Annotated in this window: 13 protein-coding genes; 6 read left to right on the top strand and 7 right to left on the bottom strand. The window is 66.7% G+C overall.

Features of this window, described 5'->3' with window-relative positions; genetic code table 11:
- Window positions 1-41: 41 nt before the first annotated feature.
- From PGN27_RS21770 to PGN27_RS21760, 3 genes are all read right to left on the bottom strand, one after another.
- A complete protein-coding gene (locus PGN27_RS21770; protein WP_335327968.1) occupies window positions 42-1,427 on the bottom strand; it encodes an FAD-binding oxidoreductase in 1,386 nt (461 codons plus the stop codon).
- Window positions 1,428-1,596: 169 nt separating this feature from the next.
- The gene (locus PGN27_RS21765; RefSeq protein ID WP_335327967.1) at window positions 1,597-4,614 is read right to left on the bottom strand and encodes a UPF0182 family protein; all 3,018 of its coding nucleotides are present in this window, start codon (window positions 4,612-4,614) and stop codon (window positions 1,597-1,599) included.
- A gap of 114 nt (window positions 4,615-4,728) precedes the next feature.
- Window positions 4,729-5,769: a YlbL family protein gene (locus PGN27_RS21760; RefSeq protein WP_036463209.1), complete on the bottom strand. Its 1,041-nt coding sequence runs from the start codon at window positions 5,767-5,769 to the stop codon at window positions 4,729-4,731.
- Between the two features lie 81 nt (window positions 5,770-5,850).
- Here PGN27_RS21760 and PGN27_RS21755 point away from each other — a divergent pair, with 81 nt between their 5' ends.
- The 3 genes from PGN27_RS21755 to PGN27_RS21745 are packed head-to-tail and all read left to right on the top strand — an operon-like array spanning window position 5,851 to window position 9,454.
- Complete coding sequence (locus PGN27_RS21755) at window positions 5,851-7,185, top strand: zinc-dependent metalloprotease (protein WP_335327966.1); 1,335 nt, start codon at window positions 5,851-5,853, stop codon at window positions 7,183-7,185.
- 35 nt (window positions 7,186-7,220) lie between these two features.
- The gene (locus tag PGN27_RS21750; RefSeq protein WP_335327965.1) at window positions 7,221-8,078 is read left to right on the top strand and encodes a bacteriocin biosynthesis cyclodehydratase domain-containing protein; all 858 of its coding nucleotides are present in this window, start codon (window positions 7,221-7,223) and stop codon (window positions 8,076-8,078) included.
- A gap of 50 nt (window positions 8,079-8,128) precedes the next feature.
- On the top strand, window positions 8,129-9,454 hold the full coding sequence (locus tag PGN27_RS21745) for a macrolide-binding ATPase MABP-1 (RefSeq protein ID WP_335328819.1): 1,326 nt from the start codon (window positions 8,129-8,131) through the stop codon (window positions 9,452-9,454).
- 76 nt (window positions 9,455-9,530) lie between these two features.
- On the opposite strand, the gene PGN27_RS21740 is transcribed toward PGN27_RS21745, so the two are convergent.
- From PGN27_RS21740 to PGN27_RS21730, 3 genes are all read right to left on the bottom strand, one after another.
- Window positions 9,531-9,809: a WhiB family transcriptional regulator gene (locus PGN27_RS21740; protein WP_036463207.1), complete on the bottom strand. Its 279-nt coding sequence runs from the start codon at window positions 9,807-9,809 to the stop codon at window positions 9,531-9,533.
- Window positions 9,810-9,967: 158 nt separating this feature from the next.
- Window positions 9,968-10,150, bottom strand: coding sequence for a hypothetical protein (locus tag PGN27_RS21735; RefSeq protein WP_335327964.1), 183 nt, complete (start codon window positions 10,148-10,150; stop codon window positions 9,968-9,970).
- A gap of 132 nt (window positions 10,151-10,282) precedes the next feature.
- Window positions 10,283-12,406 carry an ATP-dependent DNA helicase UvrD2 gene (locus PGN27_RS21730; RefSeq protein ID WP_335328818.1) on the bottom strand — a complete coding sequence of 708 codons (2,124 nt, stop codon included), beginning with the start codon at window positions 12,404-12,406 and terminating at the stop codon, window positions 10,283-10,285.
- A gap of 60 nt (window positions 12,407-12,466) precedes the next feature.
- Here PGN27_RS21730 and mrx1 point away from each other — a divergent pair, with 60 nt between their 5' ends.
- Window positions 12,467-12,709 carry a mycoredoxin Mrx1 gene (gene mrx1 / locus PGN27_RS21725; protein WP_019511204.1) on the top strand — a complete coding sequence of 81 codons (243 nt, stop codon included), beginning with the start codon at window positions 12,467-12,469 and terminating at the stop codon, window positions 12,707-12,709.
- Between the two features lie 33 nt (window positions 12,710-12,742).
- On the opposite strand, the gene PGN27_RS21720 is transcribed toward mrx1, so the two are convergent.
- Window positions 12,743-14,590, bottom strand: a complete 1,848-nt coding sequence (locus PGN27_RS21720) for a sigma-54-dependent Fis family transcriptional regulator (protein ID WP_335327963.1) — start codon at window positions 14,588-14,590, stop codon at window positions 12,743-12,745.
- Window positions 14,591-14,777: 187 nt separating this feature from the next.
- Here PGN27_RS21720 and PGN27_RS21715 point away from each other — a divergent pair, with 187 nt between their 5' ends.
- A complete protein-coding gene (locus tag PGN27_RS21715; RefSeq protein ID WP_335327962.1) occupies window positions 14,778-16,685 on the top strand; it encodes a hydantoinase/oxoprolinase family protein in 1,908 nt (635 codons plus the stop codon).
- A gap of 32 nt (window positions 16,686-16,717) precedes the next feature.
- Window positions 16,718-17,146, top strand: coding sequence for an acetone carboxylase subunit gamma (locus PGN27_RS21710; protein ID WP_023985459.1), 429 nt, complete (start codon window positions 16,718-16,720; stop codon window positions 17,144-17,146).
- Window positions 17,147-17,165: the final 19 nt, after the last annotated feature.

Here is a 17,165-nt window from a genome sequence, read left to right as displayed (position 1 = left end):
AAGGGCGTTCAGCACACCAAATCGGCTGCTCAGCCATGGTTTTAGCGCGCGAATCGGACCGCCTGCCCGACCGCGAGAACCCTTTCGGGATCGAAATGATCGGCGAGGTCGGCCAACCGGCTCCTGGTGTCCGCGTCGTAGACGCGTGCCGTCCGCGCATCATCGGTCGCCGGCGCGAAATTGGGCAGCAATCCGCCCGTGGACCACGGTTGCAGTGCCGCGGTGAGCGCGTCGGCCTGCGGGACAACCGCGTCGGCAGCGGGACCCATCGGTACCCCGATGACCGTGACTGCGTACCTGGCGTTGCGGTGGCAGAACGCACTGGGGTGCGGCGCCTGCCGAGCCATGGCACCCCCGAGCATGCGGACCTCGACGATGGTCTGCACCGAGCCCGAACCCGGCCCGGCCCCGTCCAACACCACGCCCACCGCGTCAGAATCCAAGTCGCGCAACAACACCTGCGCCTCGTGAATGGGCATCGGATCGACCGGATCGGCGTGCACCGCGCCGATTGCCGCGTACGGCAGCACCCCGACGGCGTCCAGAATCGGCGCGGCCGCCTCCCGCATCGGCGCCAGAAGTGCTGCAGCCTCCGGCAAGTCGTCCAAGGCGGTATAGCGCACCGCCACGGTCGACCGTCCGGCCAATTGTTCCGGAACACCGGGCAGCGCAGGCAACTGTGCCAAGGCGACGGAGGTGTTGATGTTCTCCGGTAGCCCGACGCTCCACCGCGCCCATTCACGCAGCACCGCGGCCGCATCATCGCCATCGAAATACAGCGCGCCACCATAGAACTCGGAGATCGGCAGCAGATCGATCTCCACCGCCGTCACGATGCCGAGGGTGGCCTTGCCCCCGCGCAGCCCCCAGAAGAGCTCACTGTGAACCTCGGGGGTCACCCGCAGGTACTCCCCCGCGCCCGTCACCACATCGAAGGCTCGCACATGATCGGAGGACAATCCGACACTGCGGACCAACGGCCCGATGCCGCAACCGGTGAGGAAACCGACAACCCCGACACTCGGTGACGACCCGCACAACGGCGCCAAGCCGTGTGGCGCAGCGGCATCGAGGACCTGCTGCCACCGCGCTCCGGCGCCGACGCGCGCGGTCCGGGTGTCGGGGTCCACCACACAGTCCGTCATCGCGCCGGTGAGGATCAGCAGGGTGTCCGAGCCGATCGCGGTGGCACCGTGCCCGGTTGCCTGAACCGCCACGCGCAGACCATGGGACGCCGCGAACCGCACGGTTTCGGCAACGTGGTGCGGCGCCGTCGCGAACACCACGGCGGCCGGCCGCACGGCGACCGCGACGTTCCACGGCGCACAGCGCTCGTAACCGGGCTCACCGGGCAGCGCCACCAGCGCGCTGACGTGCTCGGGCAGTGTCGACACGACGTCGCTGTCGACGGAGTCGGCCAGGGGCATTCGAGAGTCCTTTCAGGCAGTGCGGTGTGCAACTGCGAGAAGCCTCCCGCGACGCACTTGGCGTCTTCTTGGAAAAGACTACAAGTGGCCCGACGGTGAGATGACTCTGCGCCCACGGCGACGTGCTCCCGCACTTTTCCGCCGTGAGCGCAGAGTCAACACAGAACTACTAGCGGGCCTCGCGGTAGCGGTTCATCGCATCGTCCAGACGCTGCAACGCCGCGCCGAACTCTTCGAAGTTGCCGCTGGTCTGCGCCTGCTGCATGTTGTCCAGCGCCGAGTTGACCTCCTGCAGCGCAGCGGCCTTGGCACCCGAGAGCGTCACCGGCCCGCCCGGGGGCACGGCCGCCGCGGGCGGCTCGGCCGCAGGTGCCGGCGTCCGACCCTGCTGACCGGCCGGCGGGTTGGCCGCGGGCTGACCGTTGGTCGGTGCCGCCTGTGGACGCCCGGCCTGACCATCGGCCGGTGCGGGACCGGTCGCGGTGGAACCCGCTCCTGCGCCGAAGATCTCGTCGAGCGCATCACGCACCGTCGGGCCGTACCCGACCTTGTCGTTGTACATCATGGCCACGCGGATCAGACGCGGATAGGTCGAGGCCGCGTCACTGGTGCCCGGCGAGGCGTAGATCGGTGCGACATAGAGCAAGCCGCCGTTACCGATCGGCAGGGTCAACAGGTTGCCCCACCGGATACGGTTCTGGCCGTCACGCCCGATCTGACCCAACTCGGTGGACACCGCGGTATCGGTGCTGATCGCGTTGAACGCCAGCTTCGGGCCGTTGACCTGCCCGGGCACCGTGAGCACCGTGAGCTTGCCGTAGGTGTCCGGATCCGAGCTGGCACTGATGTAGGCGGCCAGGAAGTCACGGCGGATCCAGTTCATGGCACTGGTCAGCTGGAACGACGGTTCGCCGTTCTGCTTGGCCTGGTCCTTGGCCACGATGTAATACGGCGGCTGGAAGCTGCTGGCCGTCGGGTTGGGATCCAGTGGCACATCCCAGAAGTCGGCGTTGGTGAAGAACTTCACCGGGTCGTCGACGTGGTACTTGGCCAACAACGCACGCTGCACCTTGAACAGATCCTCGGGATAGCGCAGATGCTGCTTGAGCTCCTCGGAGATATCCGCTTTGGGCTTCACCGTTCCGGGGAACACCGACATCCAGGCCTTGAGCACCGGATCGTTCTCGTCCTGCGCGTACAGCGTCACCGTGCCGTCATAGGCATCGACGGTGGCCTTGACCGAGTTGCGGATATAGGACACCTGCTTATCGGGCAGCAGGCGGTTGACCGCCACCTCGTTGGAGTCGATGGTCGCGTTCGACAGCGTCGTCAACTCCGAGTACGGGTAGTTGTCCAACGTCGTGTAGCCGTCGACGATCCACACCATCCGCTTGTTGACGATCGCGGGGTACACACCGTTGTCGGTGGTCAGCCACGGCGCCACGGCCTCGACCCGCTGGGCCGGGTCGCGGTTGAACAGGATCTTGCTGTTGTCACCGATCACGTTGGACAGCAGGAAGTTCCGCTCGGCGAACTTCGCGGCGAAGACCGCGCGCGCCAACCAGTTGCCCACCGGGACGCCACCGCTGCCCTGGTAGGTGTAGTTCTTGGTCTCGGTGTTGGTCTCGTAGTCGTACTCGCGATCGACATCGCCGACCTTGCCGACGATGGCGTAATCGTCGGGGGCGCTGGAGATCACCGGGCCGAAGTACACCCGCGGCTGATCCAGCGGCGCCGGTCCCGGTGAGATGACGCTGCCGTTGGCGCCCACCACGCTGGCCAGGAACTCGGGGTAACCACCGTTCTGGTTCGGGTCGTTGGCGATACCGCGCACCGTGTTCGCGGGCGAGGCCACGAACCCGTTGCCGTGGGTGTAGACCGTGTGCCGGTTGATCCAGTCACGCTGGTTGTCGATCAACCGGTCGGGGTTCAGCTCGCGAGCGGCCACCACGTAATCGCGGATCTGACCGTCGGGCCCGACATAACGGTCCATCGACAGCTGGTCGGGGAAGTTGTAGAAGTTCTTGCCCTGCTGGAACTGGGTGAACGCCGGGCTGACGATCGTCGGGTCGAGCAGTCGGATGTTCGACGTCGTCGCCGTGTCCGAGGAGACCTGCTGGGCGGTGGCATTGGCATCGCCGCCGTAGTTGCGGTACTCCACCGTCTCATCGGTCAACCCGTAGGCATCCCGTGTGGCGGTGATACTTCGGTTGATGTACTCGCTTTCCTTCTGCGCCGCATTCGGTTTGACGCTGAACTGCTCGACGATCAGCGGCCAGCCGGCGCCGACCACCAGGGAGGACAGCAGCAGCAGCACCAGGCCGATGGCCGGGATGCGCAGGTCGCGAAGGACAAGGGCGGAGAACACCGCGACCGCGCAGATGACCGCGATGGCCAGCAGGATCAGCTTGGCCGGCAGCACCGCATTGATATCGGTGTAACCGGCGCCGGTGAACGGCTTTCCGGCGCGGGTGTTGCTGAGCAGCTCGTAGCGGTCAAGCCAGTAGGCGGCGGCCTTGAGCAGGACCAGGGTGCCCGCCAGCGCGATCAGCTGGATGCGGGCGGCGCGAGTGAGTGCACCGGAACGATTCGACAGGCGGATACCGCCGAACAGGTAGTGGCCCAGCAGGTTCGCCGCGAACGCCAGGAAGACCGCGACGAACAGGTAGGTGAGCACCAGCCGGTAGAACGGCAGGTCGAAGGCGTAGAAGCCGAGGTCGATACCGAACTGCGGGTCGGTGATCCCGAATTCACTGCCGTTGAGGAACAGCTGCACCGGGGCCCAGTAACTCTGCGCGACGATCCCGGCGAGCAGGCCGATGAAGATCGGGATCCCGATGCCGAACAACCGCAGGCGGCTCATCACCGTCGTGCGGTACCGGGCCACCGGATCGTTGGGACCCACCGTGGGCACGAAAACCGGCCGGGTGCGATAGGCCAGTGCCAGGCCGGCAAAGACCACCGCGCCGATGAAGATCGCGACCACGAAGAACAGTGCGATGCGGGTGAACAGCACGGTCGTGAACACCGACCGGTACCCGAGCTCACCGAAGAACAACCAGTCGACATAGCCGTCGATGAATCGCGGCCCCACCAACAACAACAGGACAACTGCTACCGCGACACCGATCAGAATCCGGCTCCGCTGTGTCAGCTGCGGCATTCGCGCCGCCGGCCGCATACCCAACTCGTCAACTCCACTCTGGTTGCGTGGCGCACCGACAAACCCGCCACAACATCAACGCCTCGAGCTGCTGGACGCAGCTGTCCTCATGCTACGCACCAACCGCCAAGGAGATTCTCAGCACGTGGGGGGTTCGCCACCGGCGGAAATCGTGTTCAGCGCATCAACCGCCGTGGTGAGGGTGTCCACCTTCACCAATTGCATGCTGTCCTCGCGCGCGGTCAACGCCTCGGCGCAGTTCTCCGCGGGCACCATGAACACCGTCGCACCCGCCTCGGCCGCCGCCAGCATCTTGTGGGTGATACCGCCGATCGAGCCGACCTTCCCGTCCGCGTCGATGGTTCCCGTCCCGGCAACGAACTTGCCGTCGTTGAGGTCACCGGTGGTCAGCTTGTCGACCACGGCCAGGCTGAACATCAGCCCCGCCGAGGGGCCGCCGATATTGGCCAGGTTGAACTCGATGTCGAACAACGCCCAGGGTGCGTCGACCACGCCGATACCCAGATACCCCTGGTCCCGCTCCGGGTGCTTGCCCAGGGTCACGGTCGTGGTGCCCGCCGGGGCATTCTTGCGACGGAAGTCGATGACCAGCTGGTCGCCGGGCTTGGTCTTCTTCACCTCGGCCTGGAACGCCGCGAGGTCGGCGACGGCGACGTTGTTGACCATGTCGATGGCATCGCCGGGCTGCAGCTTGCCCGCCGAGGGGCCCTTGTCCTCCACCGTCGAGACGGTGACCGCCTTCGGATACTTCAGATACGACAGCGCCGCGTACTCGGCATCGTCCTCGGACTGCCGGAACTCGGTCGTGTTGGCCTGATCGATATCGTCCTTGGACTTGTCCGGCGGATACACCAACTCGCGCGGCACGAGCTGATCGCGACCCGACATCCACAACAGCAGCGCCTGCCCCAGAGTCAGCCCGTCGCGCTGGGCCACCGTGGTCATGTTCAGGTGCCCGCTGGTCGGGTGGACCACTTCGCCGGCCACTCCGTCGGTGCTCTTGATGTCGACGACCTGCTTGCCGTCCACCTCACCGAGGGTGTTGAAGGTCGGGCCCGGCCCCAGCGCCACGTAGGGCACCGTCACGACCGACAGCAGCAGACCGAAGGCCACAATCGGCACCAATGCCACCATCAGCGTCAGAATCCGCCTGTTCACGCCGCCCACAGTAGAGCGCGTTCACCCAGAGCGTGACCCGCGGCCCTACCCGCGCGGGTGGTGGTGGGTACCGTTGACGGTATGTCTGACCTGCCCTTCGGCTTCTCCTCCGGCGAGGACCCCGATCGCGACAAGCGCAAGAACGATCCCGCGGGGGATCCCTTCGGTTTGGGCGGTGCCGGATTCGACATGTCCGATCTCGGCCAGATCTTCACCAAGCTCGGCGAGATGTTCAGCGGCGCAGGCGGAATGGCACCCGGCGGGCAGGGCGGGCCGGTGAACTACGACCTGGCCCGTCAGCTCGCGTCGAACTCGATCGGCTTCGTTGCCCCGGTTCCCGAATCCACCGCGACGGCGATCAGCGATGCGGTCCGGCTGGCCGAGACCTGGCTCGACGGTGCGACCCCCCTGCCCGCAGGCACCATCCGGACCGCGGCGTGGTCGCCCTCGGACTGGATCGACAACACCATGGACACCTGGAAGCGGCTGTGCGACCCGGTCGCCCAGCAGATCTCCTCGGTGTGGGCGCAGGCCCTGCCCGAGGAAGCCAAGGCGATGGCAGGACCGTTGCTGGCGATGATGTCGCAGATGGGCGGGATGGCGTTCGGCAGCCAACTCGGCCAGGCGTTGGGCAAGCTGGCAGGCGAGGTTCTGACATCCACCGATATCGGCCTGCCGTTGGGCCCCAAGGGTGTCGCGGCACTGATGCCCGCGGCGGTGGACACGCTGTCGGAAGGTCTGGAGCAGTCGCGCAGCGAGGTGCTGACGTTCCTTGCCGCCCGCGAGGCCGCCCATCACCGGCTGTTCAGCCATGTGCCGTGGCTGTCGAGCCAGCTGCTCAACAATGTCGAGGCGTTCGCCAAGGGCATGAAGATCGACATGAGCGGTATCGAGGACATGGCCCAGGGCTTCAACCCCGCTTCCCTCGCCGATCCCGCCGCGATGGAGCAGCTGCTCAGTCAGGGCATGTTCGAACCAAAGGCCACCCCGGAACAGACGGCCGCGCTCGAACGCCTGGAGACCCAGCTGGCGCTGATCGAGGGCTGGGTGCAGACCGTCGTGACCGCCGCGCTGGGTGACCGGCTACCGGGAACTCCCGCCCTCAGCGAGATGCTGCGGCGCCGCCGGGCGACCGGTGGTCCCGCCGAGCAGACCTTCGCCACGCTGGTCGGCCTGGAACTGCGGCCCCGCAAGATGCGCGAGGCGGCCGCGCTGTGGGAGAAGCTGACCGAGGCGGTGGGCGCCGACGCCCGCGATGCGGTGTGGCAGCACCCCGACCTGCTTCCCGGCTCCGATGACCTCGACGAGCCCGCCGGGTTCATCGACCGGGTGATCGGCGGCGACACCAGCGGTATCGACGAGGCGCTGGCCGACCTGGAGCGCGACGAGGGTCCCGACGGGCCTGTGGATAACTGAAGCGGCGCAGGCGCCGATCGTGACAGAGTCATGACATGCGGCGCTACGCACTCGACCCATCCATGCCCGTGCTGTGGCGTCCCGACGGGACGGTACAGATCGGCTGGGACCCGCGCCGCGCGGTGCAGGTGCACCCACCCGCAGGCTTGACGGCAGCGACGCTGGCCCAGTTGTTGCGTTTCATGCAGGATCCTGCAACCACTGACGAATTGGTCAGCCGCGCAACCCAACTCGGAACGCAGCAGCCCGCCGTCGCCGTTGCCGATCTGCTCGCCGCCCTGGTACGCGCTGGGGTGGTGACCAGCCCGTCGCCGTCGATTCGGCCGGTCGCTGTACGCATCCACGGCCGCGGACCGCTCTCGGATCTGCTGGCCGGCGCGTTGCGCTGCTCGGCCACCCGGGTCACGCGCAGCAGCCGGTCACATGCCGCGGTGACCTCCGACAGGACGGACCTGGTGCTGCTGGCCGACGCCCTGGTCACCGATCCCCGCGTGCTGCGCGAGCTGCACGCCGCCCGCATCCCGCATCTCCCGGTCCTGGTGCGCGACGGCACGGGCCTGATCGGACCCTTGGTGCTACCCGGCGTCACTTCCTGCCTCCGATGCGCCGACCTGCACCGGCGCGATCGCGACGAGGCCTGGCCCGCGATCGCGGCACAGCTACGGCACTCCGTGGGCACCGCCGACCGGGCGACGCTGTTGGGCACCGCCGCATTGGCGCTGACACAGGTGGACCGCGTGGTGCACACGCTGCGCGCCGATACCGAGACCGCTGCCGACGAGGAGGCCGGCACACCGGCGCCGTTGACGCTGGACCACACCGTCGAGTTCGACGTCGCCCGCGGCTCGGTGGTGACCAAGCACTGGTCACGGCATCCGTCCTGCAGGTGCTGACGATCAACCGCAGGTAGTTACCAGTTCGTGGCGGGGCACTCAGCTACGTGGTGGATGATGGACGGGTGTCAGAAATCAAACGGCGTGGCGTCGCCCGGAACGCGAAGCTCGCCACCCTGCCTGTCGGCTTCGCCGGCCGGGCTGCGCTCGGGTTCGGCAAGCGGCTGACCGGGAAGTCCAAGGACGAAGTCACCGCCGAACTGATGGATAAGGCTGCCCAACAGCTGTTCACCGTGCTCGGTGAGCTCAAGGGCGGCGCCATGAAGGTCGGCCAAGCCCTCTCGGTGATGGAAGCCGCCATTCCCGAGCAATACGGCAAGCCCTACCGCGAGGCGCTGACCAAGTTGCAGCGCGAGGCTCCTCCCCTGCCCGCGGCGAAGGTGCATCGCGTGCTCGACCAGCAGTTGGGCACCAAATGGCGGGAACGATTCCAAAGTTTCGACGACACCCCCGTGGCCTCGGCGAGCATCGGACAGGTACACAAGGCCGTCTGGTCCGATGGCCGGACCGTCGCGGTGAAAATCCAGTACCCCGGCGCCGATGAGGCGTTGCGCGCTGACCTCAAGACGATCCAGCGCCTGACCGGCGTGTTCAAACAGCTGGCGCCCGGAGCCGATATCGAGAGTGTGGTCGCCGAGCTCATCGAGCGCACCGAGATGGAACTGGACTACCGGCTGGAGGCCGACAACCAGCGTGCCTTCGCCAAGGCCTACGACAACGACCCGCATTTCGCGGTGCCACGCATTGTGGCCAGCGCGCCCAAGGTCGTCATCGCCGAGTGGATGGACGGCATCCCGATGTCGGTGATCATCCGGGAAGGCACGCCCGAGCAACGCGATCTGATGGGAACGCGGCTCACCGAGCTGACCTTCGGCGCCCCCAAACGGCTGGAGATGATGCACGGCGACGCGCATCCGGGAAACTTCATGCTGCTGGCCGACGGCCGGATGGGTGTCATCGACTTCGGTGCGGTCGCGCCGCTGCCTGGCGGTTTCCCGCCGTCGTTGGGCAACTGCATCCGGCTGGCCAGGGACAAGAACTACGCCGAACTGCTGCCCGCCATGGAGGCGGCCGGGTTCATCCAGAAGGGTGAGCAGGTGTCGGTGGAAGAGATCGACGACATGTTGCGTCAGTATGTGGAACCGGTGGAGACCGAGGTGTTCCACTACACGCGTCGCTGGATCCAGCGGATGGCCGCAGGGCAGATGGACAACTCGGTCGCCCAGATCAAGATGGCCCGGCAGCTGGATCTTCCTGCCAACCTTGCCATTCCGCTGCGCGTGATTGCCTCGACCATCGCAATCTGCTGTCAGCTGGATGCGCACGTCCCGGTGCGGGCCATCGCCAACGAGTACGTCCCGGGCTTCGCCGACTGAGCGTTTCGCCGAGACCACGGGTTCTGGCGGGGGCTTGCGATTTCCCTGCCAGAACCCGTAGTCCCGGACGTCGGCATCACGCCGCCTGACCGGCGTCGGCCTGCTTGCGCGGACGTCCGCGCGGCCGCTTGCGGGCCACGATCGCCCCGCGCTCGATGATTTCGCCGCCCCAGACGCCCCACGGCTCCTGGCGCTGCAGCGCTTCACTCAGGCACAGGCTGCGGATTGGGCAATCCGCGCACAATGCCTTGGCCCGCTCGAGCTCGGACGGGCTCTCGGCGAACCACAGATCCGGATCGGCCTCGTGGCACGGCACCGCGGGCAGTGTGCGTTCTAGGCATGCCTGGACGGACATGTCTTGTCCCCTACTTCCTGGTCGTGTTTTCTCGGTGTCGGTCTTGTTCGGACCGGTGACCAGGTGTTTGGGGTTCCTATGCGGGTGTCCCCAAAACCAGAATGGCCACGGATCCGGTGAGTTCGGGTCCGTGGCCTTTTCGGCGGTGCTGGGGCTACCTAGGTGGTACCCCGCTTCACGGACGTGACGATCTCGCGGGCGGTGCGGCGCTTATGCTGCGGCGCGGCGGCGGCAGCGGGCGCCCAACCGGCTCGGTGGGCGGCAGACATGCCGGCGACAGCAGCGAGGGTCAGCGGCATACCGCTGACATTTACGCTGCTGGGCATATTGATGATCGACATCGGACCGCCTCCTCTCGTGGAATCGTCTGGCAAAAAGCTGGTGATCTTGAGGCTAGAGCCTAACAGCCCAAAACCACAAGCGATTTTCTGACCTGGGGTTTTGGCAGAATTTGTGCCGTAGTTGGCAGCGCGTCAGGAGCGGGCGTTGACCAGCGCCAGCACATCGGGTCCGTACTGCTCGAGCTTGCGCGCGCCGATGCCGGGGATGGCCACCAACGCTGCGGCATCGGTGGGCAGCGTCTCGGCGATCGCGATGAGCGTGTTGTCGGTGAATACGACATAGGCGGGCACTTTCAACTCCTGTGAGGTGCGCAGCCGCCATTCCTTGAGTTCGACCAGCAGTTGTTCGTCGATATCGGACGGGCAATTCTCGCAGCGGCGCAGCATGATCGCCGTCGGTGTGGTCAATGCACCGTTGCAGACCCGGCAGCGTGGGGTGGCCCCCCGCGCGCGTTTCGGGCGGGCCGGCGCGTTGTCGGCCGGGGTCTGCGGGGCGATCCCGTTGAGGAATCGCGACGGCCGCCGCCCCTGTCTGCCACCGGGTGTGCGGGCCAGCGCCCAGCTCAGACTCAGATGCACCCGAGCCCGGGTGACCCCGACGTAGAGCAGGCGGCGCTCCTCTTCGACGGCCTCGCTGTCGGGGCCGTGGGCAAGGGCGTGCGATATCGGCAGCGTGCCGTCGGCCAGTCCGACAAGAAAGACTGCATCCCATTCCAGGCCCTTGGCGGCATGCAGCGAGGCCAGCGTCACGCCCTGCACCACCGGTGGGTGCCGCGAGTCGGCACGTTGGCGTAGTTCACCGACCAGTGCGCTCAGATCCAGCGAAGGGCGTTGCGCGACTTCATCATCGACCAACTCGGCCAGTGCGGTCAGCGCCTCCCAGCGTTCGCGCGCCTTGGTGCCCGACGGCGGCTCCTCGGTGAGGCCCAGCGGTTCCAGGATGCCGCGTACGAAGCCGGGGAGGTCACCCGGCGTTTCACGATCGACGTTGCGCTGCAAGGCAATCAGCGCCTGGCGGATCTCCTGCCTGCTGAAGAATCCCTCACCACCGCGCACCTGAAAGGCGATACCCGCCTCGGTGAGCGCCTCCTCGTACACCTCGGATTGGGCGTTGATCCGGTACAGCACCGCTATTTCCGCCGGTGCCGTGCCGTTGCCGATGAGCTTGGCAACCTTCTTGGCGACGGCGGAGGCCTCGGCGACCTCGTCGGGATATTCGGCGAAGGTCGGTTTCGGGCCCGGGTCGCGCTGACCGATCAGATGCAGCTTGCTGCCGGCCATCCGCCCGCGCGCGGCGGCGATGACCCGGTTGGCCAACGACACCACCTCGGGCGTGGACCGATAGTCGCGTTCCAGCCGCACGACGGTGGCCTCCGGGAAACGCCGAGAGAAGTCGAGCAGAAACCGCGGGGTGGCACCGGTGAACGAATAGATGGTCTGGTTCGCATCGCCGACGACGGTGAGGTCGTCCCGGTTGCCCAGCCAGGCATCCAGGACACGCTGCTGCAACGGGGTGACGTCCTGGTACTCGTCGACGACGAAGCAGCGGTAGCGATCCCGGAATTCCTGGGCGACGGCGGCGTCGTTCTCGATGGCGGCGGCGGTGTGCAGGAGCAGATCGTCGAAGTCGAGCAGCGCGGTACCGTCGCGGTGCGTCTTGAGCTTTTCGTACCCGGCGTAGACCTTGGCCACCGTGTTCGCGTCCATCGGCACGTCGCGGCGGGTCCTGGCCACCGCGGTCACGTATTGCTCGGGGGTGATCAACGATGCCTTGGCCCACTCGATCTCGCCGGCCAGATCGCGCACGTCGTCGGTGCTGGCCTGTATCGCGGCGCGGTTGACCGCCTGCGCGACGACGGCGAACTTACTGTCGAGCAGTTGCCATGCCGTGTCCCCGACCACCCGCGGCCAGAAGTACTGCAGCTGACGGCGCGCGGCGGCGTGGAACGTGACGGCCTGGACCGCGGCCGTCGGCACCCCGGCCTGATCGCCGAGCGCACGCAACCTGCTGCGCATCTCGCCCGCCGCACGCGCGGTGAAGGTGACCGCCAACACCTGGCCGGGTGCGACATGCCCGCCGACCACCAGATGGGCGATGCGCCGGGTGATGGTCCTGGTCTTACCGGTGCCCGCTCCGGCAAGCACGCACACCGGACCGCGGGGCGCCATGACGGCCTCGCGCTGTTCGTCGTCGAGGTCGCCGAGGAGACTGTCGACGGACGGCATGGCCTCCATCATGGCAGGGGTGTCCGACATGTTCTCGGGGCGCATAGGGTGCAGGGAATTGCGCACCGACGTCGATAGGTTGATTCACCCATGAGCAATGCTGAGCTGACGATGTACACGACCTCGTGGTGCGGTTACTGCGCGCGCCTGAAGACCGCGCTCAAGGCCGAGGGCATCGCGTGGACCGAGATCGACATCGAAGGTGATCCGGCGGCCGCCGAATTCGTCGGTTCGGTCAACAACGGCAACCATGTGGTGCCGACCGTCAAGTTCGCCGACGGCTCGACACTGACCAACCCGAGCGCCAAGCAGGTCAAGGCCAAGCTGGGCTGAGCCCGCCCCGGCACGCGTCGCCGGGCGGACCCGTCACGCCGTGATGCCGTAGGCCTTGATCTTGCGGTACAGGCTGGACCGCGCCATCCCGAGATGAGTTGCCGCCGCGACCCGGTTCCCCCCGACCTCGCGCAGGGCCGCCACGATCGCGTCGCGTTCGGCCGCTTCCAACGGAGTCAGCGCGTGCCGTGACGCGGTCTGGCAATACCCGGGCAGATCGGACTCCTGGATCTCACCGACCGGCCTGCGCCGCACCGCGTAGACCAACGCCTCGCGCAACTGGGTGATGTTCCGCGGCCAGGTATATCGCGCTATCAACCGTTGCGCCTCCGGGCTGAGTCGGACCTTGCGTGCCGGGGCGATCCCGCGCAACAACGCCCCCGTCAGCGCCGCGAGATCATCGGTGCGGCACCGCAGCGGCGGCACCTGTATCGACACCTCGAAATGGTGCAAGAGCTGCCCGAACGGAAGATCCGTCGTGACCGCGGAATCGCACCCCGTGGCCACCACCCAGGCCGGCCCCTCCAGATCCGTGATCGCGCTCAGGTAGGACTCCAGGCGTTCCACGGCAGCGGTGCTCGCATGGTCGATATCGCGGACGATGTGCAATGTCGGCTCGGCCGGGTTCGTCAACAGCGAGTCCAGATCGGGGGCCGGGGTGTCCAGAGCCAGCTGGGCGGCATCGACCGAGATGGCGCGACCGCCGGGATGGACCGCGTGGAACAGCTCGGCGACCAAGGTGAACTTGCCCGACCCGGGCTCGCCGACGACCAGCGCGGGCCGACGTTGCTCCAGCGCACGATACAGATCGGTGTACCCGCGCACCCAGGCCGGTGATGTCCCACCGGCCATCGCCTCCCGCGACCGTGACAGGCCGCCGACGATCTGCGACGTATGCGGTGTGGCGACGGCCACCTCGGGCAACAGGTGCTCGCTGAAGTCGGCCGGTGAACCCGGGCTGTGCATCGTCACGACATCGGCGACCACGACCATCCCCGCGATCTCCGCGCCGGCCACGATCCGGGTGCCGCGGATTCTGACCAGACGGTGCCCGGGAAGCGTCACGGTGTCACTGACCCGGTCCTTGCCGGCCATCAGGAACACCGCATGCTCGCGCAGGACACGCTGTTCGTCGGTGTCGAACATCTGCTGTGCCACCGGATTGGCCATGAACACCGAATCGCCGAAGCCGAACACCGCCTGGCGCGGGGCCCTCGTGGTTACCTTCAGGTAGGTGTCGAAGATCGCACGCTGCGCCTGCCCTCGATCCAACAGCAGATTCTGGCCGATGTCCTTGGCAGCGCTCTTGACCAGCGCATGCATCAGCGGACTCCAGGACGACGACAACGTCGAGATGTCGAGCACCCCCTCCAACCGCCCGGTCATCGGATCGATGATCGGTGCCCCGGTGCACGCGAAGAGGTGCAGGTTCTCACTGAAGTGTTCGGGGCCCACGACGCTGATCGGCTGCCCCGCCTCGAACACCGTGCCGATGCCATTGGTGCCCATCGTCGACTCCGCATAGCTGAAACCCGGTGCCAGATGCACCCGGTCGAGCAGGCGCGCCACCGCCGTCGAACTGTCGATCCGTTCGACCACGCGGGCTTTCTTGTCGGTCAACGCGATCACCAACGGCATGTCCGCGGTCTCGATCTCCAGTTGTTGCAGCACCGGCCGCGCACAACGCACCAACAGCGATGCCGTGTCGATCTCGTCGGTGAACTGTGCGTGCGGGTGCGAGGCATCCACTCCGGCCGCCTGGCTGCGCTCCCACGACGCGGCGACGACCTCAGAGACGCCCGCAGTGCCGTTACCGCCGTACTCCAGGAAATCCGCGCGTGCAGCAGCGGTCCGCAGTAAGCGTGCGGAGCTGTTGGGCATGTGCCACCTCCCGATCGGGTCAACCAAGTGTGAATGAGACCCACACCACAGCCAAGGCCCCCGATGTCCGAACTTGGGACACGCCGCGCCGTGAGACACAGACCACGCTGATCCAAGCGGTGTGGTGTACAGCACAGAGCCGCTCGATCAACGCATTCACATATGCGAATTCCACGAACGGAGTGCCATGGGGACCCTGATCAACATCGACAACGGTGGAACGCTCACCGACATCTGCGTATGGGACGGCGAAGCCTTCACCTTCACCAAGACGCTGACCACACCGCACGATCTGTCGGAATGCCTGTTCAGCGGCATCGAGAAGGCGTCCGCGGCGATGTACGGCGACGCCGACACCACCCGGTTGCTGCACGCGACCGAACACATCCGCTACTCCACCACCCAGGGCACCAACGCCCTGGTACAACGGCGCGGCCCGATGATCGGGATCCTCTCCAGCATCGAGAGCCTGCAGACCCAGATGCGCAGTGACCCGGCGCAGGAGAAGCTGTTCGGCGGCCTGGTGGCCGACCGCTATCTGACCATCGACCCGCACTCGGAGGATTTCGAGTTCGACGCGGTGCAGAAGGTCAACCGGCTGACCACGCTCGGGGCCGCCCGCGTGGTCATCGCCGCACCGTCGGCCGAGGAGGAACGCCGACTGCGCCATGTCCTGTTGCGCAAGTTCCCGCGCCACCTGCTCGGGTCGGTTCCGCTGCTCTACAGCTGGGAACTGGCCGGCGACCGCGACGACGCCCGCCGCGTGTGGTCGTGCGTGGTCAATGCCTTCCTGCATCCGACGATGGAACGCTTCCTCTACGCCGCCGAGGGACGCCTGCAGGACTACCGGGTGGTCAATCCCCTGCTCGTGTACCGCAACGACGGTGCATCCTCACGCGTCGCGAAATCTGTTGCCCTCAAGACATACTCGTCCGGACCACGCGGCGGCCTGGAAGGAACCGCAGCGCTGGCCAAGGTCTACGGACTGTCGCACGCGCTGATGATGGACATCGGCGGCACGACCACCGATGTGGGCGTGGTGGAGAACGGGTCGGTCGCGGTGGCCGATCGCGGATCGATCGAGGGTGTGCACATCTCCTACCCGATGAGTGCGGTGACCTCGGCCGGCGTGGGCGGCTCGTCGGTCATCCAGCTCGTCGACGGCCAGATCACCGTCGGACCGCAATCCGTCGGTGCCGCACCGGGTCCCGCCTGTTTCGGGTTCGGCGGCAAGCAGGCCACCATCACCGATGTCAACCTGCTCCTAGGCGTCCTGGACGCCGACACCTATCTGGACGGCACCTTCACCCTGGACGCGTCGCGATCGCGCGCCGTGATCACCGAGACCATCGCCGAGCCGCTGGGAATCTCCCTTGAGGAAGCGCTGGTGCGGATGGAACAGGCCTACTACCAGGCCTTGTCGGCATCATTCGCCCATCTGGTCACCGAGCAGACCACATTGCTGGCCTTCGGTGGGGCCGGACCCATGAGCGCCACCGGCGCGGCCGCCATGGCCGGTGTCTCGACGGTGCTCGTACCGCGTACCGCGGCGGTGTTCTCGGCGTTCGGAATTTCGTTCTCCGATATCGGCAAGACCTACGAAGTGCTGATCGAGGAACCGAGTACCGACGCCGCGCGCGCCACCCACGACGCACTGTTGGCCAGGACACGACGAGACATGTTCCAGGAGGGCTACGACCTCGCGGACTGTCAGACCTCGTGGCAGCTGCTGGTGGAGAATCTCGACGACGCCGGCATTTCCCAGTTGCCCTACACCCCCGGTGACGAAGTCGACTACCCCGGCGCGGCGGTGACCCTGCAGCTCAGTGCCGCTGCGGCACTTCCGCATCCGGATCTCGACCCCGACACCGAACTGACACCGCGGCAGGCCGAGGTGAATGGCACGCGGTCGGTGCGATCCACCACGGATCGGGTCGACGAGATCGCCGTGCACGTGCTCGACCGGTTGACCCCCGGCGATACCGGCCACGGCCCGGCGATCATCGAAGGGCCGTTCTTCACCGCCCGGGTCCTGCCCGACTGGTCATTCCGGGTCACCTCCGCGGGTGACCTGATGCTCACCGCCGACAACTGATTCCAATCCATCTCAGTGAAGGGAGGATTCGCATGCGAGTCCCCATGACCGAATATCTCGTGATCGACCTCGACACCGAACGATGGGTCTGCCGTGTGTGCGCCCACGATATCGGTTCGGCGCACGAGAACTACAAGCCGGGAACACTGGTGTACGACCGTGATCCGCGCGAGATCCACCAACCGATCATCGATCCCGATCGCTACGAGTACACCTTCAGCCCCGATCCGGCCTACTGCCGCATCCTGGAGTACTACTGCCCCGGCTGCGGGACACAGATCGAATGCGAGTACCTGCCGCCGGGACATCCGCCGGCAGTGGACATCCTGATCGACATCCCCGCCCTGCGTGCGCAATGGGCGCAGCGCGGTACCGACGCGGAGACCGTGCACAACTACGGCCCCGGCGAGGACGCCCAGAAGTACACCGCGGCCCTCAAAGCCGCCGGCCACATCCACTGACCCGAGAACCAGGAGATCT

The sequence above is a fragment of the Mycolicibacterium neoaurum genome, from assembly GCF_036946495.1.
Classification (GTDB): domain Bacteria; phylum Actinomycetota; class Actinomycetes; order Mycobacteriales; family Mycobacteriaceae; genus Mycobacterium; species Mycobacterium neoaurum_B.
This window is presented reverse-complemented; position numbering and strand designations above follow the sequence as displayed.